This window comes from Streptomyces gamaensis, from assembly GCF_042656465.1.
Classification (GTDB): Bacteria; Actinomycetota; Actinomycetes; order Streptomycetales; family Streptomycetaceae; genus Streptomyces; species Streptomyces gamaensis.
Genome location: NZ_JBHSPB010000027.1, coordinates 1 through 20674, shown reverse-complemented (window position 1 = coordinate 20674; position 20674 = coordinate 1). Strand labels below are relative to the sequence as shown.

Genomic DNA, 20674 nt, shown 5'->3' with positions numbered 1-20674 from the left:
AGACGTTGAGTGACGATGGGTCAACAGTCGGACAGTTGATGGCAAAGCGTGTGGTTACATGCCTGTCGCCCGGCTGCTCGGCCGGGCCTCGGGCCAGTTCTGCGGTCCGTGTCGCAGCGTCAAGAAAGCGCCCCACATGCCGAAGAGCCGTTCTCGCTTGTCCGCCTACCGCGCGGCGTCCCTGACCATCGCCGCCATCACGGCCCTGCCCCTGGGACTGGCGAGCGCCCCCGTCGCGGCCGCCGACGCGATACCGGCGACGCCCGCCCCCTCGCCACAGGTGAGTTGCGACCCCCGGACCGCCATGTACGGCGCGACACAGGACCACCTGCTCAGATACTTCGCCCATGCCGACGCGAGCAACGGCACCTTCAACTGGCCCGTTATCGACAAGCAGATCGACAAGGGCGGTTGGGGCGCTCCGCGCCTCACCCTCGGCGGCCCCAGCGGCTGGGTGTACAGCATCGGTGGCGACGGAATCCTGTCCCGCAGCCGTTACGAACCGGACACCGACCGTTGGACGACGGTGGGTCAGAAGATGGACACCGGCTGGGGCGACTACCTCGTAGACTCCCGGCGCAACCGCATCACCGTCGACGAACGCGGCAATGTCCTCGCCATTCACGACGACGGCACCCTGCGGCTCTACAGCTACGACCAGAAGACCGGGGCGCCCCTGCCCGACCGAGGCCGCATCGTCTCCGGAGGCTTCGGCTCGTACGACATCCTGGTCTCAGCCGGGGACGGGCTGCTGTTCGCCCGCAAGGGCAACGACCTCTATCGCTTCCGCTACGACATCGACCGCCAGCAGTGGCTGGACATGAGCGCCCTCGCCTGGTCCGGAGGCTGGCAGGACACACAGGAACTCCGTTCGGCCGGTGGCGGGACCCTGTACGCCCGGCAGAAGGACGGCAGTCTCTACTGGTACCGCTACGACGTCAACGCCGAGGCCTGGGTCGACACCAAACCCCGTAAGGCAGGGTGGAACTTCCAGTCGTACAACGGGATTTCACTGCGCACGGACGCCTGCACGACCCCGGCTCAGAGCCCGTCGCCTCTGCTCCCCGCGCGTCCGCACATCCCCGCCGCGCTGCGGCAGGGCAGCGACAAGCTCATCCAGCAGTTCTACGTCGACGAACGCGGCTGGCTCATCCAGGGTCTGCAACGCGACATCAACGACCTCGGCACCGTGATGTACAGCGTCGTGCCCGGAGCACAGGACCTGGTCGACCAGCCCGTCATCACCGAACAGGTGGACGGGACCCCGCTGGCCTTCGTCCTGGGCAAGGACGGCCACGTCTACATGACGAAGCGGCAGCCGGGCGCCGTCTGGAGTCCGCTCGTGGACCTCGGCGGCAACTTCACCGCCGCTCCGACGGTCGTGCGCAATTCCAACGGCATCGTGGCGGTGCACGCCTTCGACCGGGAGGGCAGGCTCTGGTACCTCAACCAGCGTGCCGCCAACAGCGAGGACTTCATCCCGTGGCGTACCCGGTACGCGGACTCCTCCATCCCCTCCGGTTACGAGCAGGCGACATTCGCCGGCGTGAGCCAGGCGACCGTTGTGGACGGTGAGAGCGCCCGTCCGTTCGTCCTCGGCATCGACAAACAGGGCCGTCTCGGCATGAACCGCGCCGACGACACGCGCGACGGCTGGTGGGTGTGGGGCGTTTCGGACGTCACGGGCCTGAGCGGCACCCCTGTCGCCGCCCGAGCGGCCGACGGCAAGATCATGGCCTTCGCCCGGAACAAGGACGGCCAGATCTGGGCCGCCAAGGAGTCCAACCGTCCGTACTCCGACGGAAAGTTGACGCTCAACGGATTCTTCGGCGACGGCACCGTGATCCCGGGGGTGAAGACGGACGGGTCTCCTGCGGTCGCCGTCAACAAGGACAAGTCCCTCGGTGTCCTCGTCCGTGATGAAAAGGGCTACATCCGCTACTCCACCCAGCGCGCCGACGGCTCCTTCGGTGGCTGGAGCCTCGTCTGGTCCGGCAAGTCGAGCACCGACCCCTCGGTGGTGCAGCTCGCGGACGGTCGCTGGGGAGTCTTCTTCATCGACAACGACGGAGTGGAGCGCATGTACACGCTCACGCCCGCGAATGCCGCACCGGCCGCACCGAACACCAGGGTCAAGCGGAGTGCCGAGCCCCAGTCGCTGTTCGTCGGTGGCCCGACGGCACGACCGGGTTCGGGCAAGCCGAGTGCGCCGACCGACAAGTAAGGCTTGCACCGAAGGGCGTTGACGTCCGCCATGGGCGAGCGGCCGGGGCACACACCCCGGCCGCCCGCCCATGCGGCCCGATCAGTCCTCCAGCACCCGCCACCGGTCGTCGACACGCTCCACGACCACAGTGCTCTTCTGCGCGGCACTGCCACCAGAACTCACCTCGACGCGAGCGGTCTTGCCCTCGACCTGGGCATCGCCGACGTCGATGCCCGCGACCCGCTCACGGTCCTTGCCGCTCAACCGCTTTCCCACCTGGGTGCGCATGGCCCCCGGGCAACCGCCCTCCGCCTGCGCCATGGAGGCGGTGACCCGTGGGTGCAGGAGCTTGCATGCCTCGTCCATGTCCCCGTCGGCGAGAGCGTCGATGTACGCGATGACGATCTTGCGCGCGCCCTTTTCGCCCGGCTGAGCACCGGGGTCCTGGAACCACAACAGGTATGTTCCTGTGGTGACTGCCGCCGCGAGCACCGCTGCTGAGGCCGCCAGTGTCACGAGACGCCGACGCGGCGAAGCCCACAGCAAGGAGCCGAGGCGTCGTATGCCCTGGGCTGTGCGTTGTCTGTTTGTCATCGTCTGCCCTGCATGAGGGAACTCCAACTGGTCCGGCACACTTTCCTCTCCTTTTTGCACTACTGAGCCGAGCAAGTTTGACACGTTGCTCAGCCTTTGGGCTCCTCGGTCACGGTGCCGTCGGGAGAGGCCCTCATGTCATTGGCGCGTCCGACAGCGGCTACGTCGCTGTCGGACGCGCCGCCGGGTGCCAGTGATCCGATGCGGGGTGAGGACCAGCACTGGTTACGGTGGTCGAGCCGGTGACGAAGGAGTACCCGGGGGCTGCCGACCGTACGTGGACGACGTCGTACGACGCTGTCGGCAACCCGGTCCGGCTGAGTGAGCCGGGCAAGGTCGAGCGGGTGCGTACGTATGACCCGTCGGGTCTGCTGCTGCGTGAGACGGGCAAGGGCGCGGAGGTCTCGACTCCGGACCGTGTCTACGAGTACGACGGCAATGGCCGTGTCGTGTCGGCGACCGCGCCGAAGGGCGTGAACACCTATGACTACGACGACCGCGGTCTGCTGACCTCGGCCCGTGGCGGCTCCGGTGACGCGGCCTTCGGCTACGACGAGGACGGGCGCCTGCTCACCCGCGTCGATGCCGCCGGCACGGCTGTGTTCGGCTACGAGAAGGGGAGGCTCAAGTCCGTCAAGGACGCGCAGTCGCAGCAGCTGTTCAGCTACCGCTACGACAGGACGGGCGCCCTGGAGGGCATCGATTCGCCGGGGGTGAGCCGGAGTTTCGGCTATGACGACCTGGGCCGTCAGACCTCGGACGTCACCAAGTCCGTGGTGTCGGGGACGGTGCTGGCCACGGCCGAGTACGGCTTCGACGACAACGACCGTCTGATATCGAAGAAGACGACGGGCACGGCGGATGCCGGGGAGCAGAAGTACGGCTACGACGACGCGGGCCGTCTGACGTCCTGGACCGACAAGGCCTGGAATCAATGGCGGTGGCGGCATGCCGTCAAGCTGGACGCTGCGAGAGGGAGAGGAGTTTGTTCAGGCTGCCGGGCACGCGGAAGAAGGAATCCTCAACAGCTTGGGGCCCAATGAACATGCTGTCTTTGGTGCAGCGTCTCGGAACTTCTGCGTTGCCATCTGTTCACCCATGCTGAATGTGCGTGGCGTGCAATTGGGAGGTGCGGGATTGCGTGGCCATGCCGCACAGAACTCCCCATTCACAACTTTCTGGGCCACAGGAGGCTAGATGAACATGGAGATTCCGCCTGAACTTCGCGCCATCTCGACTGCCTCGCCTCAGGGCCTGACATTGATCTGCGCTGCGGCTGCAGAACGAGGGGCTGCCTTCTGTCGCACTCTCGGCGCTCAGGAGGACCTTGCCTGGGTGGAACGGTCACTTGAGCTGGCTTGGGCGGTAGCCGCTGGTGAGCCGGTACAGGACGAGTGCGCCGAGGCGTTGGATGAGCTGGACTTGGAATCTGGGTGCGACGAGGATGACCCCTCCAGCCCAGATTTCTACGTGGCTCAATCCGTAGCATTGGTCGGAAACGCACTCGCCGTATCGCTACACCCTTCCGCAGCGAAGGCCGAGATGTCCGTTAACACGCTGAAGACTCTGTTCTCGATGCTTGACTTCAAGCTGGGGGGCGAACGGACTGTGATCATCAGGTTCGGGGAGGCCACTCCTCCACCGGGGGTCCTCACGAGAAGAGAAATCGACGCTGAATGGGAAAATATTTGGCAACTGACTCAGCGGGATGAAGCTACCGTCCCTCACGAGGCAGTGGTCCAGGCTCGGGAATCTGCACGAGCATTTTCCGGGAGAGCGGCAGAAGCCATCACGGAAGTCGCTGAACTCAGTAACTGGGACGTCCCTGTGACTCGGTGAAGCATGGGAGCGCCCAGCGCGGGGGCTCCCACGCCGCAATGGGCCCGACCTGATCCTTCAGTTCGGGCCCATTGCCCTGCTCACACGCAGGCTCGGGCAATCGGGGGGGCTCATAGAGTTGGGAGTCAGGGTGGTGAGGGCGTTGCGGAGCTGGACGGTGACGTGGGGCGGGACGGGTTCGCGTTCGCGGGCGCGGCGGATGGCGTCCTGGAGGGGGTGAGGTCGCCAGGGCGGGGAATGGGGGTGGGGTTGGGCATGGTGTCTCCCTCCAGGCAAGCGTGGAGAGTTCGGATGCGTGGAGAACTCGGATCGGCGCCTCAAGCGATGGGGCTGTAGCTGCCGGTGCCGCGCGGTGCGAGTTCGAACCAGAGCATCTTTCCGCTGGTGCTGCCGAAGAGTTCGGGGTCGAAGGTGTAGCTGCCCCAGTTGCTGGCGCAGAGGCGGATGAGGGTCAGTCCGCGTCCGTTGTCGGCCTCCCGGTCGATGGTCCGTGGTGGCCCGTTGAAGAGTGGCGGGATCCGTGGGCTGGTGTCCCAGACACTCACTCGTAGCCGTTCACCTTGAGGGTCGCCACGCAGGCGCATGGAGCACGGACCGTCCGTGTGCACATAGGTATTGGTGACGAGTTCGGACGTCAACAGCTCGGCCACATCGATGAGTGCGGGCATCCCGTGACGCTGGAGGACTGTCCGGAGGGTGGTCCGGGCGACTCCGGGAGCTCTCGGATCGCGAGGCAGTTCGAGGGTGTACGTCCACGGTTGTGAGGCGGATACGGTGACCATGGAAGTCTCCTGGGAGGAAGCAGAGTTGCGGCATGGACCAGCTCGGGGTTGCTGCGCATCCCGTGCCCCTGAGGCAGGTCAGCCCGAGTGGCGTGGCCCACACCGTAGCGCCTTCCGTGGACTACATTCCATGGAATGTGTGGACTGAAGTCCATGCAGCCTGATCGAGTGATAGCCAGAACGAGGTTCCGATGTCACCGAACGTCCCCCTGCCGACCGTACGACGACGCCGACTTGGAGCCGAGCTGCGTCGACTCAGAGAACGCGCGGATCTGTCGGCCACCGAGGCGGGTGTCCGGTTCGGGATCACCCAGTCACGCATCAGTAACATCGAGGCCGGTCGGTACGGGGTCAGCGCAGACCGTGTCCGCGCGTTGGCGCGCACATACAACTGCTCGGACCACGTACTGATCGAAGCTCTTGCCGCGATGACGGGTGAGCGCAGACAGGGTTGGTGGGAGGACTACCGAGAAGTTCTGCCGGCGGACCTGATCGACCTCACGGAGCTCGAACATCACGCGACGGCGATCCGGGTTGGCCAGGTCATCAACATTCCTGGCCTGCTCCAGACGGTCGATTATGCGCGTGCGATCTTCAGCGATGCAGTGCCACCGCTTCTCGCGCACGAGGCCGAGCACAGGTTGTCCCATCGCATCAAACGGCAAGCGATCCTCTACCGGGACAACCCTCCGCCCTACACGGCAATCATCCACGAAGCGGCCCTGCGCATGCAGTTCGGGGGAATCGACACAGCCAAGGCGCAGCTCCACCACCTCGTCGAAGTGAGTGAGCGGGACTCGGTGACTGTCGTCGTGATCCCTTTCGAGGGGACGTCGTTCCCCAGTGTGGGTCACGGAATCGACTATCTCTACGGCCCGGTTACCCAGTTGGACACTGCGATCCTGGACACGGCCCAAAGCGGGGCTGCGATCGATGCAGCGGCTCAACTTGAGGTGTGCCGCCTTGTGCTGGACCGGATGGAGTCGGTTGCTCTCAAACCCGGGCCCTCACGTGATCTGATTCAGCGCATCGCGCACGACCTGTGAGAGAGGCGGTCATGGTCGAACTCGGATGGCAGAAGTCCACCTACAGCGCGTCGGGCTCCTCGTGTGTATGCCTGGCAACCAGTCATTGCGGAGTCTTGTTCATATGCGAGAGCGACGATCCCGAAGTCGTGCTCACTACGACTCCAGACAGATTCCGCCCCCTCATATCCCGTATCAAAGCTGGCGCGTTCGACGGCTGAGTGTGCCCGGACCGGGGCAGGCGCTCCTGCCCGTGACTCCCCTGGCGGCCATGCTCACGCAGGCGGTCGGCTGCTCCGTGATCGACGAACGGGTCTATCCCCGGAGGGACACCCACGTCGCACCTCTGCGGGCCTTCGACGCGGACGTCACCTCCATCGGATCCACGATCCGGCTGCGTGGCCTCAGCAGGCTTCACGCGGCGGATGTGGAAGCCGCCGACATCCGGGCGGTGACAGCACTGCTGATTGCCGCCCTGGCGGCCGACGGCACCTCTACGATCCGGGGCCTGCACCACTTCCGGCGCGGCTACGGACGCTTGCTCACTCACCTGCCCGCGTTGGGCGCCGGGATCACCACGTCACCGGAGAACTAGATGCCCGTACCCTTCACCACCGACGACACCGAACGTCTCCGCGAGACGCTCCAGGAGATCGTCACCGACGGCGCCACCCCCGGTGGCGTCCTCGTCACCGGAACGACCGACGGCGATCAACACGTCGTGACGGCCGGCACGATCGCCACGGAATGCGGTCCTCAACCGCCAACCGCCCACACCCTGTACGACATCGCATCGCTCACGAAGGTAGTCGCCACCTGGCCGCTCATCGGCCAGGCCGTGCAGGAGGGGCTGATCGATCTGGACGGCCCCGTACGCGACATCCTCCCGGTGATGACCGGTGAGACACCCAGCGGGGAAGCCACGGTACGTCAACTGCTCGCCCACACCTCCGGCTTGCGTGCCTCGACACGCCTGGACCACTACCGGGGAACCGAGCTTCCTCTGCACGAGGCGATGTGCCGTGAGCCGCTCGAAAACAGCACCGGTGCGCACCGCTACATCAATCGGGGCTACATCCTCCTCGGCCTCGCCCTCGCCCACGTCCACCGCCGACCTCTCGACCGGCTCGCCGCACGGACGTGGGGCACGTTCGGCATGACAGCGACCACCTACGGCCCGGTGACCCGCACTCCGCAAGTGGCCCCCACCGAGCAGCGATTCCCCGGTGCTCCGAGGATCTGGGGCACGGCACACGACGACAACGCCGTCCTGCTCGGCGGCGTGGCCGGCCACGCCGGTGTGTTCTCCACGCCGTCCGACCTCGCCACTTACGCCCGCGTTCTCCTCACCGGTGAGGAGAACGGCGTGCTCGGCGACTGGCTGCGCAGCAGCACCGTCCCCCAGGCGGCCATCGAACCGGGCCTCGACCGGGGTCTGTCCTGGATCCTCGCCCACGGCGGGACCGTGGCCTATCACCACGGCTTCACCGGCACCAGCCTCTACCTCGCCCCGCCCACCGGCCGTTACCTGGTCATCTGTACCAACGCCGTCTACTACGGCCCGGCCCGCACCCGGCTCGCGCCGCTGCGGGCCCTCGCGCTCAAGACGATCTCGTCCACCTGAACGGAAGTAGAGCCTTCCCCCGCCTACGTCGAAGCCGGCTACGCCTTCGCCCTCGGGCAAGCCGTCCACGACCGGCGCACCGAACTCGGGCTGTCGCACGCCGAACTGGGCCGGCGGGCCCACATGACCGAATCTCAGATCTCCGACATCGAAGGCGGCGACTCCGTACCGGCACTCCCCCTGCTGACACGGCTCGCCAAAGCCCTGGACGCCTCGCTGACGGTCCATCTGGACGGTGACGACTCGGTCTTCACCTTCACCGCCCATGACACGGAGTCAGGAATCAGCGGTTCCCCGTCCGGGAGCTCCGCCGTGACCTGAGCGGCCCCGGCGCGTCCTCAGACCCGCCCCCACTCCCCCAGCGCGAACCCCTTCTCCGCCCGCGTCTGACGGGCCACCCACAGCCGCCCGTCCTCCCCGATCACGGCGAGGACCACGCGTCCGGACGCGTCGAGGGCCAGGGCCGGGGCCGACTGTGAAGCGAACTCCTCGCCGGTTTCCGACCAGTGGACGTCCGAGGGGTCGTCACCCGCCGGGCAGACGGCCACAGCCGGGAGGCCGGACGTGGAGCGCTGGGCCAGGACCACGCAGTCCCGTCCGTCCACGGTCGCGCGCAGTGCCGCGACCGGGCCGGAGCCCGTGCCGCCCACGACGCCGGCGCCCGGGCCGTCGTGGCCGTCCGGGTCGTCGGCGGCCTCGCGCCGCAGTACGTGCAGCGCCGAATCCGTCGTGTCGCGCCAGAAGTGGGTGATGCGGTCGTCGGCGGTCGGGACCGAAGTGGAGGAGCAAGCCGCCGGTTTCGCCGGGATGTTGCGGGCGCGCTGGAGGGGGCCGCCGGGTTCGTCCTGGCGCCAGCGGAGGACGAACTCGCTGGCGGGGGCGAGGAGTTCGACGCGGCCGTCGGAGGTGACGCCGGACGACAGCGAGTCCAGGACGTGACTGCCCTTCAGGTCGGTCCAGGGGCCCCAGAGGCCGCGCGCGTCCTGACGGCGGGCGCACACGCCGCCGCCCGCGTTGCGGACGAAGACCTGGAGGCCGACGGAGTCGCAGACGGCCTCGGGCACGCCGATCTGGTGGGCGCGCTCCCAGTCCGCGTGGTGCGGGGTGCCGATGGAGCGCCAGTGGGTCAGGGGGCGGCCGGACTGGAACTGGGTGGCGTACACCACCTCGGTCACCACGTCGGTGTCGGTGCGCTCGTCCGCGCTGCGGCGGCGGACGCCGACGAGGCGGACGTAGCCCTGGGGCTCCTGGGCTATCGACAGGTACGGCTCCAGGTCCGGCGCGGGGAGCAGTTCGGGGCCGGTCCACTCGGGGCCGCCGGGGCGGGCCTCGGTCCAGCGGGCGATGCCGCCCTCGGTGGGCGCGTAGGCGGTCAGGCGGCCGTCACTGCCGCGCAGGAGCCAGCCGGTGACAGGGGTGGCCGTACGCACTGCCATCTCTCGCTGCCAGCCTTTCTCACGGGTGAGGGCGTTCCCAGGGACGGGCGCTCGACAGCGTGCGGCGCAGCCGTCACGCCCGGCGCGGGCCCCGATTGTCGACCCCCGACCCTAACATCGCAGGTGCCGGGGGGTTCCGTGCGGAATCCGCGTGCGAGGCTGTTCTGCATGAGTGCACTGCTTGTCGTGGATGCCGCGAATGTCGTGGGTGCGGTGCCGGACGGCTGGTGGCGGGACCGCCGGGCGGCCGCCGAGCGGCTGCGGGACGCGCTGGTCGCGTACGCGACCGGGGAGAGCGTGCCCGGAGGCTGCGAGCCCCCGCTCGCCGGGCCGGTGGAGGTCGTGCTCGTCGTGGAGGGCGCGGCGCGCGGCGTCGAGTCCGCGGCGGGGGTGCGGGTCGTGGCGGCGGACGGCAGTGGCGACGACCGGATCGTCGAGTTCGTCGCGGAGCGTGAGGCAGGGCGACGGTGCGTGGTCGTCACGGCGGACCGGGGGCTGCGGGAGCGGGTGCGGGCGCTGGGCGCGGAGGTGGTGGGTCCGCGCGCGGTACGGCCGGAGGCGGGGGGCGGTTCCGGGGGCGGTTCCGGGGGCCGGGGGCGTACGGACCGTACGGGCGGTACGGACCGTACCGGCTGATCCGGCGGAGCCCGTCGGGGGTGGTCCGGGGCGCCGTACGGTCCGTACGGGCGCCCCGGCTCGTACGGGCACACGCACCCCCAAAAGCCGGCCGCACCCCCTCACGGCACCCGGCTGTGCCCCCGCCCGTACACGAAGTACACGACCACCCCCAGGATCATCCACGCCACGAACCGCATCCACGTCTCCGCCGTGAGGTTGAGCATCAGCCACAGCGAGGCCAGCACGGACAGCGCGGGCACCGTCGGCACGAAGGGGGTGCGGAAGGCGCGGGGCAGGTCGGGGCGGCTGCGGCGGAGGATGGCGACGCCGAGGGCGACGACGACGAACGCGAACAGCGTGCCGATGTTGACGAGTTCGGCGAGGACGTCGATCGAGGTGAAGCCCGCGACGACCGCGACGACGGTGCCGAGCAGGATCGTCGAGCGGTAGGGGGTGCCGAAGCGCGGGTGGACGACGGAGAAGAAGCGGGGCAGCAGCCCGTCGCGGCTCATCGCGAAGAACACGCGGCTCTGCCCGAGCAGCAGGATCATGGACACGGAGGTGAGGCCGACGGCCGCGCCGAAGCTGATGAGCCCGGCCCAGAAGGGGTGCCCGACGGACTTGAAGGCGTCGGCGAGGGGGGCGTCGGTGCTCAGCTCGCTGTACTTCTGCATGCCGGTGACGACGACGGAGACGGCCACGTAGAGGATCGTGCAGATGGCCAGGGAGCCGAGAATGCCGCGCGGGACGTCGCGTTGGGGGTTGCGGGTCTCCTCGGCGGCGGTGGCGACGATGTCGAAGCCGATGAAGGCGAAGAAGACGACGGCGGCGGCCGCGAAGATGCCCATGACGCCGAAGTGGGAGGGCGTGAAGCCGAACATGAGCTGCACCAGCGGGGCGGTGATGTCGTTGCGGCCGGTGACGCCCTTGGACGGCGGGATGAACGGCTCGTAGTTGGTGCCGGTGATGAAGAACGAGCCCGCGACGATCACGATGAGGACGACGGTGACCTTGACGCCGACGACGATGCCGGTCACGCGCGAGGAGAGCTTCATGCCGAGCACGAGGATCACGGTCAGCGCGACGACGAGGGCGCAGGCGAGGATGTCGAAGCCGAAGTGGCCGTGGTGCGGGCCGATCAGGGCGGGCGGCAGGTGCCAGCCGGCGGTGTCCAGGAGCGAACGGATGTAGCCGGACCAGCCGACGGCCACCACCGCGCAGCCCAGGGCGAGTTCGAGGATCAGGTCCCAGCCGATGATCCAGGCGGGGAGTTCGCCGAGGGAGGCGTAGGCGAAGGTGTAGGCGGAGCCGGCGACCGGCACGGTGGAGGCGAACTCGGCGTAGCACAGGGCGGCGAGCGCGCACACGACACCGGCGAGGACGAAGGCGAGGGCGACGGAGGGGCCGGCGTTCTCCTTGGCGACCTTGCCGGTGAGGACGAAGATGCCGGTGCCGATGACGACGCCGACACCGAAGACGGTCAGGTCGAGGGCGGAGAGCGATTTGCGCAGCGCGTGCTCGGGCTCCTCGGTGTCACGGATGGACTGTTCGACCGTCTTGGTGCGGAACAGGGCACGCCGGCCGCGCCCGTCGTTCCGCGGGGGGTGTTGTGTCGTCATCGGCCCGCCTCCGCCTGCTCGTCCCGTGCTGCGCCCCGCTCGTCGGCCGTCACGGCCTGTGTACGAGAACTGAACTGAGCGAGTGTCCGCGATGTTGCGTCCCACGCAGGGGTGGCAGCGACGGACGGGAAGAGGATTCACCCGATGGGAGGTACGGGCGGTTATGCGGGCGGGCCGGCCGGTCCACCCGGAAGGGGTGGACCGGCCGGCCCGGGAACAGTGCGGGGAGCGGTCAGTCGCGGACGGCCTCGGCCGGCTCGGCGGAGTCCTCGAAGCGGCCGTCGAGCTTGGCGACGAGGCCGGTGACCTGGCGGGCGATGTCGGGGGCGGTGAGCCCGATGCCGGCCATGACCTCCTTGCGGGAGGCGTGGTCGAGGAAGCTCGCCGGGATGCCGAAGTCGCGCAGCGGGATGTCGACGCCCGCGTCGCGCAGGGCCTGCGCGACGGCCGAACCGACGCCGCCCACACGGCAGTTGTCCTCGACGGTGACGACGACGCGGTGGCGTTCGGCGAGCGCGGGCAGCGCCTCGTCGACGGGCTTGACCCAGCGCGGGTCGACGACGGTCGCGGAGATGCCCTGCTTGTCGAGGAGGCCGGCGATCTCCAGGCACATGGGGGCGAGCGCGCCGACGGAGACGAGCAGGACGTCGGGGCGGGCGGTGGCGTCGGCGGGCTCGCGCAGGACGTCCATGCCGCCGACGCGGCCGACGGCCTCGACGGCCGGGCCGACGGCGCCCTTGGAGTAGCGCACGACGGTGGGGGCGTCCTTGACGTCGACGGCCTCGCGGAGCTGGGCGCGGACCTGGTCGGCGTCGCGCGGGGCGGCGATCCGCAGGCCGGGCACGACCTGGAGGATCGACATGTCCCACATGCCGTTGTGGGAGGCGCCGTCGGTGCCGGTGACGCCGGCCCGGTCCAGGACGAAGGTCACCCCGCACTTGTGCAGGGCGACGTCCATGAGGACCTGGTCGAAGGCCCGGTTGAGGAAGGTCGCGTAGACGGCGAAGACGGGGTGGAGTCCGCCGGTGGCCAGGCCGGCCGCGGAGGTCGCGGCGTGCTGCTCGGCGATGCCCACGTCGTAGACGCGGTCGGGGAACTCCTTGGCGAACTTCTCCAGGCCGACGGGCTGGAGCATCGCGGCGGTGATGGCGACGACGTCCTCGCGCTCGCGGCCGATCCCGACCATCTCGTCGCCGAAGACGGAGGTCCAGTCGGCGCCGCCGGCCGAGACGGGCAGGCCGGTGTCGGGGTGGATGACGCCGATGCCGTGGAAGCGGTCGCCCTCGTGCTGCTCGGCGGGCTTGTAGCCGCGGCCCTTCTGGGTGAGGCAGTGCACGATGACGGGGCCGCCGAAGCGTTTGGCGCGCTGGAGGGCGGATTCGAGGGCCTGGACGTCGTGGCCGTCGATGGGGCCGATGTACTTCAGGCCCAGGTCCTCGAACATGCCCTGCGGGGCGATGAAGTCCTTCAGGCCCTTCTTGGCGCCGTGCAGCGTCTCGTAGAGGGGCTTGCCGACGACGGGGGTGCGCTCCAGGAGGTCCTTGCCGCGGGCGAGGAAGCGCTCGTAGCCGTCGGTGGTGCGCAGGGTGGCCAGGTGGTCGGCGAGGCCGCCGATGGTGGGGGCGTAGGAGCGCTCGTTGTCGTTGACGACGATGACGAGCGGGCGGTCCTTGGCGACCGCGATGTTGTTCAGGGCCTCCCAGGCCATGCCGCCGGTGAGGGCGCCGTCGCCGATGACGGCGACGACGCGGTCGTCGACGCGGCGCAGCTGGTTGGCCTTGGCGAGGCCGTCGGCCCAGCCGAGGACCGTGGAGGCGTGGCTGTTCTCGATGACGTCGTGCTCGGACTCGGCGCGCGAGGGATAGCCGGACAGGCCGCCCTTGGCACGCAGCCGGGAGAAGTCCTGGCGGCCGGTGAGCAGCTTGTGCACGTACGCCTGGTGGCCGGTGTCGAAGAGCACCTTGTCCTTCGGGGAGTCGAAGACGCGGTGCAGGGCGATGGTGAGCTCGACCACTCCGAGGTTGGGTCCGAGGTGGCCGCCGGTCTTGGCGACCGCGTCGACGAGGAAGGAGCGGATCTCCGCGGCCAGCCGGTCGAGCTGCTCCGGGCTCAACCGGTCCAGATCGCGCGGTCCCCTGATGCGGGTCAGCAGCGCCACCCGTGCCTCCTTAAGCTGTCGAGCTGTCGAGCCTTGCGGATTTGTCGAGTCTAATGTTCCGCCCGGGACGGCGGTCAGCGGGTGCTGCGAGGTATGTCACGCGAACGGCCCAGCCGCCCCGCAAACCGGGCCAATAGCCGCCGATCGGCTCGGTTCCATAGCCGCCGATCGGCGGCGATCGGCGTCGATCGCCGCCGTGGGGTCGGACGCCGGGGCGGTGGCCGCCGGTTCCGCCGCGACGGCGGCGGGGCGGCGGTTACGCCCGCCCCGCGGTCTTCTGCGTACGGCGGGAGACCGAGTCGATGACGACGGCGGCCAGCAGCACCGCGCCCGTGATCATGTACTGGACGGCGGCCGCGATGCCCAGCAGGGCCATGCCGGAGGCGATCGACTGGATCACGAGCACGCCCAGCAGCGCCGACCAGGTCTTGCCGCGGCCGCCGAAGAGGCTGGTGCCGCCGATGACGGCGGCGGCGATGGCGTTCATCAGCAGGCTGCCGGAGCCGGAGGACTGGTTCGCGGCGTTGATCTGCGAGGCGAGGAAGAGCCCGCCGAGCGCGGCCATGGTGCCCGACAGGGCGAAGACGGAGATACGGACGGCGGCGACGTCGATGCCCGCGCGCCGGGCGGCCTCGACGCTGCCGCCCAGGGCGTGGACGGTGCGCCCGTAGCGGGTGCGGCGCAGCACGAGGTCGAGGGCCACGACGACGCCCAGGAAGATCACGACGGCCAGGGGCAGGCCCTTGTACTGGTTGAACAGCCAGGCCACCGCGTAGGCGGGCACCGCGAGCACGGCGGTGCGCAGCACGATCTCGACGGGCGGCCGGGCGGGGACGCCCGCGGCCTCGCGGCGGCGCGCGTCGCGGAAGGAGAACAGGAGGTAGGCGGCCACGCCCAGGGTGGCGAGGCCGTAGGCGGCGGAGATGTCCTCGAAGTAGTGGTTGGTCAGGGAGGCGACGAGGCCGATGTCGTCGAGGTTGATGGTGCCGTTGGCGCCGAGCACCTGGAGCATGAGCCCGTTCCAGCCGAGGAGTCCGGCGAGGGTGACGACGAACGCGGGCACGCCGATACGGGCGAAGAAGAAGCCGTGCAGGGTGCCGATGACCGCGCCGGTGGCGAGGGCGGCGATCAGCGCGAGCCACTCGGGGACCCCGTGCTGGACGTTCAGGACGGCGAGGACGGCGGCGGCCAGTCCGCTGACGGAGCCCACCGACAGGTCGATCTCGCCGAGGATGAGGACGAAGACGACGCCGACGGCGATCAGTCCGGTGCCGGCGGCGGTGACGAAGAGGTTGGAGAGGTTCTCCGCGCCGAGGAAGGCGGCATCGCGCAGCTGGAAGACGAGCGCGATGACCACGAGCCCCACGACGACGGGCAGCGAGCCGAGTTCGCCGCTGCGCAGTCTGCGGACCGACTCGCTCCAGTAGCCGGCGAGGCCCTTCTCGCGCACCAGCAGGCGGGGGTCGACGGCGGTGACGGCGGCGGGCGCGACGGGCACCTCGTCGCGCGGGGCCTCGCGGGAGTCGTCGCCGTTGCTGGTCCCGGTCACGTCCGTACTCATGCCTGCCCCTCCGCGCTGTCGGGCCCGTCATCCCCGGCCGTGCCGCCGCGGCGCGCCCGGCGGCGGGTCACGGCGTTGTCCGTGGCTCCGGTGATGGCGGAGATGATCTGCTGCTGGGTGGTGCCGGGGATGTCGAAGGTGCCGTTGTTGCGGCCCAGGCGCAGCACGGCGACGCGGTCGGCCACGGCCATGACGTCGGCCATGTTGTGGCTGATGATCAGGGTGCCGAGGCCGCGTTCACGCAGCCGCTCGACGAGGTCGAGGACCTGCGCGGTCTGTTCGACGCCGAGGGCGGCGGTGGGTTCGTCGAGAACGACGACCTTGGGTTCGCCGAGCAGGGAACGGGCGATGGCGACGCTCTGCCGCTGCCCGCCGGAGAGCGAGGCGACGGGGATGCGCACGCTGGGGATGCGGATGGCGAGCGTGGCCAGCAGTTCGCGGGAGCGGCGCTCCATCTCGACCTCGTCGAGCACCCCGGCGGTGGTGAGCTCGCGGCCGAGGAAGAGGTTGCCGACGACGTCGAGGTTGTCGCACAGCGCGAGGTCCTGGTAGACGGTGGCGATGCCCAGGGCCTGGGCCTGGTGCGGCCGGTCGACGGTGACGGGCCGGCCCTCCCATTCGACGGTGCCCTCGTCGGCGGGGCCGACTCCGGCGATGGTCTTGACGAGGGTGGACTTCCCGGCGCCGTTGTCGCCGACGAGCGCGACGACCTCGCCGGGGCGGATCTCCAGCTCCACGTCGGTGAGCGCCTGGACGGCGCCGAACCGCTTGGAGATCCCGCGCAGCGCCAGCACGGGGGGCGCGGCGGCGCTCGCGGACGCCGTCACCTCGCCGCTCCCTTCGCGGGCTGCTTCAGGCCGGCCTTCTCGCACACGGCCCTGTACTTGGCGGTGCAGATCTCGCCGAAGGTGAAGAAGCCCTCCTTGCCGACGTACTGGGCGATGTCGCCCTTGGTGAGCGCGAAGGGGGTCACGATGACGGCGGGGATCCTCTTCTCGGAGGCGCTGTCGACGGTGGACCCGGCGACCGCATCGAGGGAGGTGCCGCGGGCGAGGGCGACAGCGAGGGAGGCGGCGGCGTCGGCCTCGGGTTTGTAGGGCTTGTAGACGCTCATGTACTGATCCCCCGTCAGGATGCGTTGTACGGCGGAGAGTTCGGCGTCCTGGCCGGTGACGGGCGGCAGTCTGTCGTAGCCGGCGCTCTTGAGGGCGGTGATGATGCCGCCGGCCATGCCGTCGTTGGCGGAGTACACGCCGATGATGCGGTCCTTGCCGAGCGAGGAGATGGCGCCCTTCATGTTCTCGTTGGCGTTCTCCGGCTTCCACTCCTTGGTGTCGTACTCCTTGCCGATACGCACCTTGCCGTCGAGGACGGCGTGCGCGCCGTCCTTGTACATCTTGGCGTTGGGGTCGGTGATCGAGCCGTTCATCATGACGATCTCGCCCTTGCCGGTGCTGCCGTCGAGCGCCCGCAGCAGGGACTCGCCCTGGATCCGGCCGACGCGCTCGTTGTCGACGGAGGTGTACGCCTTGACGGGGCCCTCGGCGAGGCGGTCGTAGGCGACGACGGGTATGCCCGCCTCGGTGGCCTTCTTCACGGATCCGGCTATGGACTTGGCGTCGACCGCGTCCAGGACCAGCGCGTCGACCCGCTTGGTGACCATGGTGTCGACCTGCTGCTGCTGGAGGGAGGCGTCCTGTTTGGCGTTCTCGTACAGGACGGTGGTGCTCCTGCCCGCCAGTTCCCGCAGTTTCTTCTCGATGAGGGGTTTGTCGAAGCGCTCGTAGCGGGCGGTCTGGTTCTCCGGGAGCAGCAGGCCGACGGTGAGCGCGCCCGTTTTCCCGGTCCTTCCCCCGCCGCCCGCCTCTTTCGCCTTGCCGCACGCGGCGAGGCCCACCGCCAGTGAAACGGCCGCGACGGCCGCGGCCGTACGGCGCACCTGCGTGTTCACTTGCCGATACCTCCCTGACGGGGGCCGCGTCGTCGCGGCCGAGGTGGCTGGCAGTCAACTCGGACCCCATAGGGGCGTCAAGAAGTGAAGACGTGTCTCTATGTTCCCCGCACGGAGGCGTCGGCGCCCGTCGGACGGCCTTCCCCGAGCAGGCTCGCGTCACCCATTTCGCTCAGGACCAGCGCGAGCGCGCCCAGCACCTCCGCGCGCCCGCCCAGCGCCCCGGGCACGACCTCCAGCTGGCGCGCCGCGCTGGGGATGGCCGAGCGGGAGACGGACTCGCGGATGGGGCCGAGCACCAGCTCCCCGGCCTCGGCGAGATCGCCGCCGAGCACGATGCGGCGCGGGTTGAGCAGATTGGCCAGGCTCGCCACGCCGCTGCCGATGTACCGGCCGACGTCGGCGATCACGCGCCGGCAGCCCGGGTCGCCCTCGCGGGCCAGCCGCACCATGCGCGGGACGGTCAGGTCGGGGCCGTGGGCCGAGTGGAGCAGCGGCAGCACGTAGCGGGCGGCGGCGAAGGTCTCCAGGCAGCCGCGGTTGCCGCAGCGGCAGACGGGGCCGGACTCGTCCAGGGTGATGTGGCCGATCTCGCCCGCCGTGCCGCCCGGGCCCCGGTAGATGCGTCCGTCGATGACCAGGCCGGCGCCGACTCCGCTGGCGACCTTGATGTAGGCCAGGTCGCTCGCGCCGCGGCCGGCCCCCCAGACCAGCTCGCCGAGGGCGCCGAGGTTGGCGTCGTTGTCGATGTGGACGGGCACGGAGAGCCGCTCGGCGAGGGCGTCGCGGGGGTTGGTGCCCGCCCAGCCCGGCAGGATCGCCGTCGAGCCGAGGATGCCCGTGCCGACGTCGATCGGGCCGGGCACGCCCAGCCCCACACCGACGACCTTGCCCGCGTCGATGCCCGCCTCCGCGATCAGCCGCTTGACCAGCTGCTCGGCCCGGTCCAGGCCCTGGGCGGCGGAGGCGTCCACGTCCAGCGGCTCGGCCTCCTCGGCCAGCACCCGGTGGGCGAGGTTGCCGACCGCGACCCGCAGGTGCGTGTGGCCGAAATCGACGCCGACGACAATGCCGGCGTCCCCCGACAGCGAGACACTGCGGGCCCGGCGCCCGCCGGAGGAGGTGGGGGTCACCTCGACCGTGCCGCTCTCCCTCAGCTCCCGCACGATGTTGGACACCGTGGCCGCCGACAGCCCGGTGGACCTGGCGATCTCCGCCTGGGTGAGCGAGCCCGCCATGCGCACGGCGCGCACGACCCGCTCCAGGTTGGCCCGGTGCAGCGACGACTGCGACCCCGGAGTCTCCACGCCCATCCTCTCCCCTGCCCGGACGGCGCCCGCGCCGTCCCTTTCACCGGCCCCGCGCCCTTGCGGTCCGGCCCGCTCGTACAACAGGTGAACTCTAAGCGGATCCGCGCCGCCGGGTTCCGTCAAGTTCCCGATCCGGCCGGAAGCGGGCCGTCTCACCGGGCCCCGCCGCGTCGCAGGCCCCCCGCCCGGACCGTACGGGCGAACGCCGCCCACACCGCGACCGGCACCAGCAGGACGTGCTGCGGGGCCTCGCTCTCCCGCAGACCGATGAGGCCGCCGTCACAGACGGCGGCCTCCACGCACTCGCTGCCGCCGCCGCTGCCCGAGAAGCTCGACCTGCGCCATCCGGGGGCGGTGCCCCGTTCCGTCATGAGCGGGACGCCAGCCGCCGCAGCAGACCGGCCGAGGACTCCGGGTCGAGCGCGGCGGCGCTCAGCGAGGCGAACAGCTCGCGGAAGCGGCGCACGTCCGCCTGCCGGTCCAGGTACTGCGGCCCGGCCAGGCCGTCCATGAGGACCACGTCCATGTCGGCGGGCTCCAGCCCGTAGACGACGAACGGCCCGTCGAAGCCGCCGTGCGCGCCGGCCGCGAACGGCAGCACCCGCAGCCGCACCCGCTCGCTGTCGGCGAGCGCCGCCAGGTGCCGTAACTGGCCGCGCATCACCGCGGGCCCGCCCACCTCGGCACGCAGCACGGCCTCGTAGACCACGGCGCTCAGCCGGGGCGCGTCCGCGCTCGCGAGCACCTGCTGCCGCGCCGTGCGCGCCGCGACGGCGTGCTCGGCCTCGGCGGCGTCGTACCCGTAGCGGCCGCCCCGGAACAGGGCGCGCATGTAGTCGGCGGTCTGCAGCAGGCCGGGCACGAGGACGGTCTGCCAGGTCTGGACGACGACCGCGTGCGCCTCCAGGTGCGCGAGGTCCGCGATGCCGGGGAAGGACTGCGCGTACCGGCTCCACCAGCCCGGTCTGCGGCCCTCCTTGGCGAGCTCCACCAGGGTCTCGATCAGGTCCCGGTCGGTCACCCCGTAGGCCGAGAGCAGTCCGCGTAGCTCGAACGGGCGAATCCCGTTCGCGCCGGTCTCGATCCGGCTGATCTTGGCCTGTCCGCACTCCAGCGCCTCGGCGGCGGCCTCCCCCGACATACCCGCCGCCTCGCGCAGCTTGCGCAGCTCCGCACCGAGGCGTTTCTGGCGGATAGTTGGGGACTTCTGCGGCATGACAATCCTCCCTTCCTTTGGGCAGAGAGTCTGCCTGCACCAACCCGGTGGGCACAGTCACTCACAGGGTGGAAAGCCCCCGGAATTTATGCACTCGCGCCCGATCCGATCCCACTCTGGTGAATCCACCCCCCGAACGGAGCCCAGTCATGTGCGAGGACCCCCAACTGGCCGGTGCCGACTGGTGGTACACACTCCGCATCCCGGCCCAGCCCTGGATGATCGCCGTCGTCCGCGGCGCACTGCGGCTGGCGCTCCAGCAGCACGGCCGGGCCGATCTCGCGGACACCGCCTGTCTGCTGGTCACCGAGCTGGTCACCAACGGGGTGGTGCACGCGGGGAGCCCGGTGACGGTGGACCTCAGCTGCCGGGCGCGTACGCTGCGGGTCGACGTCCACGACGCGAGCCCGGAGGTTCCCGCGCGGATCAGCGCGGGCTGCGACGACGAGTCGGGGCGGGGGCTGACCCTCGTCGACTGCTGCGCGACGGCCTGGGGCGTGCACCCGGGGCCGCAGGGGGCGGGCAAGGCGGTCTGGTTCACGCTGGGTTGAGGGCGGGCCTTTCCGCACAACGGAGTCTTCCGCGCGACAGAGCGTTCCGCGCTGTTCCTAGTGTCTCGTGATCCTGCTTGTGTCACTTCGAGTTGTTCGCGACGAGCTTTCTGACGTTGCGCTGTGTCAGACGGACCTTCGCGAGGATCTCGTCGGCGGTCGCCGTCCAGGCGAAGGGTTTCGC

Annotated in this window: 20 protein-coding genes and 1 pseudogene; 10 read left to right on the top strand and 11 right to left on the bottom strand. The window is 70.0% G+C overall.

From position 1 onward, the window contains the following. Positions 1–157 precede the first annotated feature (157 nt). On the top strand, positions 158–2224 hold the full coding sequence (locus ACFP1Z_RS29860) for a tachylectin-related carbohydrate-binding protein (RefSeq protein WP_390320830.1): 2067 nt from the start codon (positions 158–160) through the stop codon (positions 2222–2224). A gap of 81 nt (positions 2225–2305) precedes the next feature. Here the strand turns inward: ACFP1Z_RS29860 and ACFP1Z_RS29855 are convergent, their stop codons facing one another. Further along, positions 2306–2722: a DUF4878 domain-containing protein gene (locus tag ACFP1Z_RS29855; RefSeq protein WP_390320829.1), complete on the bottom strand. Its 417-nt coding sequence runs from the start codon at positions 2720–2722 to the stop codon at positions 2306–2308. Positions 2723–3042: 320 nt separating this feature from the next. On the opposite strand from ACFP1Z_RS29855, the gene ACFP1Z_RS29850 reads away from it, so the two are divergent. Together ACFP1Z_RS29850 and ACFP1Z_RS29845 are read left to right on the top strand one after the other, a co-directional pair. Further along, positions 3043–3843 (top strand): hypothetical protein, encoded by an 801-nt coding sequence (locus ACFP1Z_RS29850; RefSeq protein ID WP_390320828.1) that lies wholly within the window; start codon positions 3043–3045, stop codon positions 3841–3843. Between the two features lie 154 nt (positions 3844–3997). Beyond that, a complete protein-coding gene (locus ACFP1Z_RS29845) occupies positions 3998–4639 on the top strand; it encodes a hypothetical protein (protein ID WP_390320827.1) in 642 nt (213 codons plus the stop codon). Between the two features lie 317 nt (positions 4640–4956). On the opposite strand, the gene ACFP1Z_RS29840 is transcribed toward ACFP1Z_RS29845, so the two are convergent. Further along, complete coding sequence (locus ACFP1Z_RS29840; RefSeq protein ID WP_390320826.1) at positions 4957–5421, bottom strand: ATP-binding protein; 465 nt, start codon at positions 5419–5421, stop codon at positions 4957–4959. A 191-nt stretch (positions 5422–5612) separates the two neighbouring features. Between ACFP1Z_RS29840 and ACFP1Z_RS29835 the strand changes: the two genes are divergently transcribed. From ACFP1Z_RS29835 to ACFP1Z_RS29815, 5 genes and pseudogenes are all read left to right on the top strand, one after another. Then, positions 5613–6467, top strand: a complete 855-nt coding sequence (locus ACFP1Z_RS29835) for a helix-turn-helix domain-containing protein (RefSeq protein ID WP_390320825.1) — start codon at positions 5613–5615, stop codon at positions 6465–6467. An 11-nt stretch (positions 6468–6478) separates the two neighbouring features. Continuing rightward, on the top strand, positions 6479–6667 hold the full coding sequence (locus tag ACFP1Z_RS29830; RefSeq protein WP_390320824.1) for a DUF397 domain-containing protein: 189 nt from the start codon (positions 6479–6481) through the stop codon (positions 6665–6667). Positions 6668–6669: 2 nt separating this feature from the next. Beyond that, positions 6670–7041 carry a hypothetical protein gene (locus ACFP1Z_RS29825; protein ID WP_390320823.1) on the top strand — a complete coding sequence of 124 codons (372 nt, stop codon included), beginning with the start codon at positions 6670–6672 and terminating at the stop codon, positions 7039–7041. Then, on the top strand, positions 7042–8070 hold the full coding sequence (locus tag ACFP1Z_RS29820; RefSeq protein ID WP_390320822.1) for a serine hydrolase domain-containing protein: 1029 nt from the start codon (positions 7042–7044) through the stop codon (positions 8068–8070). It begins immediately after the preceding gene. 6 nt (positions 8071–8076) lie between these two features. Then, positions 8077–8391 (top strand): annotated as a pseudogene (locus ACFP1Z_RS29815) (helix-turn-helix domain-containing protein); the annotation flags it as partial. A gap of 17 nt (positions 8392–8408) precedes the next feature. On the opposite strand, the gene ACFP1Z_RS29810 reads toward ACFP1Z_RS29815, so the two are convergent. Further along, on the bottom strand, positions 8409–9506 hold the full coding sequence (locus ACFP1Z_RS29810; RefSeq protein WP_390320821.1) for a PLL family lectin: 1098 nt from the start codon (positions 9504–9506) through the stop codon (positions 8409–8411). 168 nt (positions 9507–9674) lie between these two features. On the opposite strand from ACFP1Z_RS29810, the gene ACFP1Z_RS29805 reads away from it, so the two are divergent. After that, a complete protein-coding gene (locus tag ACFP1Z_RS29805; protein ID WP_390320820.1) occupies positions 9675–10142 on the top strand; it encodes an NYN domain-containing protein in 468 nt (155 codons plus the stop codon). 101 nt (positions 10143–10243) lie between these two features. On the opposite strand, the gene ACFP1Z_RS29800 is transcribed toward ACFP1Z_RS29805, so the two are convergent. The 8 genes from ACFP1Z_RS29800 to ACFP1Z_RS29765 all read right to left on the bottom strand — a co-directional run bounded on the left by ACFP1Z_RS29800 (position 10244) and on the right by ACFP1Z_RS29765 (position 19939). Further along, positions 10244–11743, bottom strand: a complete 1500-nt coding sequence (locus ACFP1Z_RS29800; RefSeq protein ID WP_390320819.1) for an amino acid permease — start codon at positions 11741–11743, stop codon at positions 10244–10246. 232 nt (positions 11744–11975) lie between these two features. Beyond that, a complete protein-coding gene (gene dxs / locus ACFP1Z_RS29795) occupies positions 11976–13901 on the bottom strand; it encodes a 1-deoxy-D-xylulose-5-phosphate synthase (RefSeq protein ID WP_390320818.1) in 1926 nt (641 codons plus the stop codon). Between the two features lie 256 nt (positions 13902–14157). Beyond that, complete coding sequence (locus ACFP1Z_RS29790; protein ID WP_390320817.1) at positions 14158–15462, bottom strand: sugar ABC transporter permease; 1305 nt, start codon at positions 15460–15462, stop codon at positions 14158–14160. Continuing rightward, a complete protein-coding gene (locus ACFP1Z_RS29785) occupies positions 15459–16256 on the bottom strand; it encodes an ATP-binding cassette domain-containing protein (protein WP_390320883.1) in 798 nt (265 codons plus the stop codon). Before ACFP1Z_RS29785 ends, ACFP1Z_RS29790 begins: the two co-directional genes overlap by 4 nt. Before the next feature lie 29 nt (positions 16257–16285). Further along, entirely contained in the window at positions 16286–17413 is a 1128-nt protein-coding gene (locus tag ACFP1Z_RS29780) for a substrate-binding domain-containing protein (protein WP_390320816.1), read from the bottom strand. Between the two features lie 98 nt (positions 17414–17511). Beyond that, positions 17512–18720, bottom strand: a complete 1209-nt coding sequence (locus ACFP1Z_RS29775) for an ROK family transcriptional regulator (RefSeq protein WP_390320815.1) — start codon at positions 18718–18720, stop codon at positions 17512–17514. Positions 18721–18875: 155 nt separating this feature from the next. Continuing rightward, positions 18876–19094: a DUF397 domain-containing protein gene (locus ACFP1Z_RS29770; protein ID WP_390320814.1), complete on the bottom strand. Its 219-nt coding sequence runs from the start codon at positions 19092–19094 to the stop codon at positions 18876–18878. Then, on the bottom strand, positions 19091–19939 hold the full coding sequence (locus tag ACFP1Z_RS29765) for a helix-turn-helix domain-containing protein (protein ID WP_390320813.1): 849 nt from the start codon (positions 19937–19939) through the stop codon (positions 19091–19093). The genes ACFP1Z_RS29770 and ACFP1Z_RS29765 overlap by 4 nt, the downstream gene beginning before the upstream one ends. Positions 19940–20088: 149 nt before the next feature. On the opposite strand from ACFP1Z_RS29765, the gene ACFP1Z_RS29760 reads away from it, so the two are divergent. Then, the gene (locus ACFP1Z_RS29760; protein ID WP_390320812.1) at positions 20089–20490 is read left to right on the top strand and encodes an ATP-binding protein; all 402 of its coding nucleotides are present in this window, start codon (positions 20089–20091) and stop codon (positions 20488–20490) included. Positions 20491–20674: the final 184 nt, after the last annotated feature.

What these genes read in the sequence shown, in the direction of transcription:
- ACFP1Z_RS29760 (WP_390320812.1), top strand. Translation starts at nt 20,089, where the DNA reads ATGTGCGAGGACCCCCAACTGGCCGGTGCCGACTGGTGGTACACACTC.
- ACFP1Z_RS29840 (WP_390320826.1), bottom strand. Translation starts at nt 5,421, where the DNA reads ATGGTCACCGTATCCGCCTCACAACCGTGGACGTACACCCTCGAACTG.
- ACFP1Z_RS29765 (WP_390320813.1), bottom strand. Translation starts at nt 19,939, where the DNA reads ATGCCGCAGAAGTCCCCAACTATCCGCCAGAAACGCCTCGGTGCGGAG.
- ACFP1Z_RS29805 (WP_390320820.1), top strand. Translation starts at nt 9,675, where the DNA reads ATGAGTGCACTGCTTGTCGTGGATGCCGCGAATGTCGTGGGTGCGGTG.
- ACFP1Z_RS29845 (WP_390320827.1), top strand. Translation starts at nt 3,998, where the DNA reads ATGAACATGGAGATTCCGCCTGAACTTCGCGCCATCTCGACTGCCTCG.
- ACFP1Z_RS29830 (WP_390320824.1), top strand. Translation starts at nt 6,479, where the DNA reads ATGGTCGAACTCGGATGGCAGAAGTCCACCTACAGCGCGTCGGGCTCC.
- ACFP1Z_RS29820 (WP_390320822.1), top strand. Translation starts at nt 7,042, where the DNA reads ATGCCCGTACCCTTCACCACCGACGACACCGAACGTCTCCGCGAGACG.
- ACFP1Z_RS29770 (WP_390320814.1), bottom strand. Translation starts at nt 19,094, where the DNA reads ATGACGGAACGGGGCACCGCCCCCGGATGGCGCAGGTCGAGCTTCTCG.
- ACFP1Z_RS29810 (WP_390320821.1), bottom strand. Translation starts at nt 9,506, where the DNA reads ATGGCAGTGCGTACGGCCACCCCTGTCACCGGCTGGCTCCTGCGCGGC.
- ACFP1Z_RS29800 (WP_390320819.1), bottom strand. Translation starts at nt 11,743, where the DNA reads ATGACGACACAACACCCCCCGCGGAACGACGGGCGCGGCCGGCGTGCC.
- ACFP1Z_RS29790 (WP_390320817.1), bottom strand. Translation starts at nt 15,462, where the DNA reads ATGAGTACGGACGTGACCGGGACCAGCAACGGCGACGACTCCCGCGAG.
- ACFP1Z_RS29835 (WP_390320825.1), top strand. Translation starts at nt 5,613, where the DNA reads ATGTCACCGAACGTCCCCCTGCCGACCGTACGACGACGCCGACTTGGA.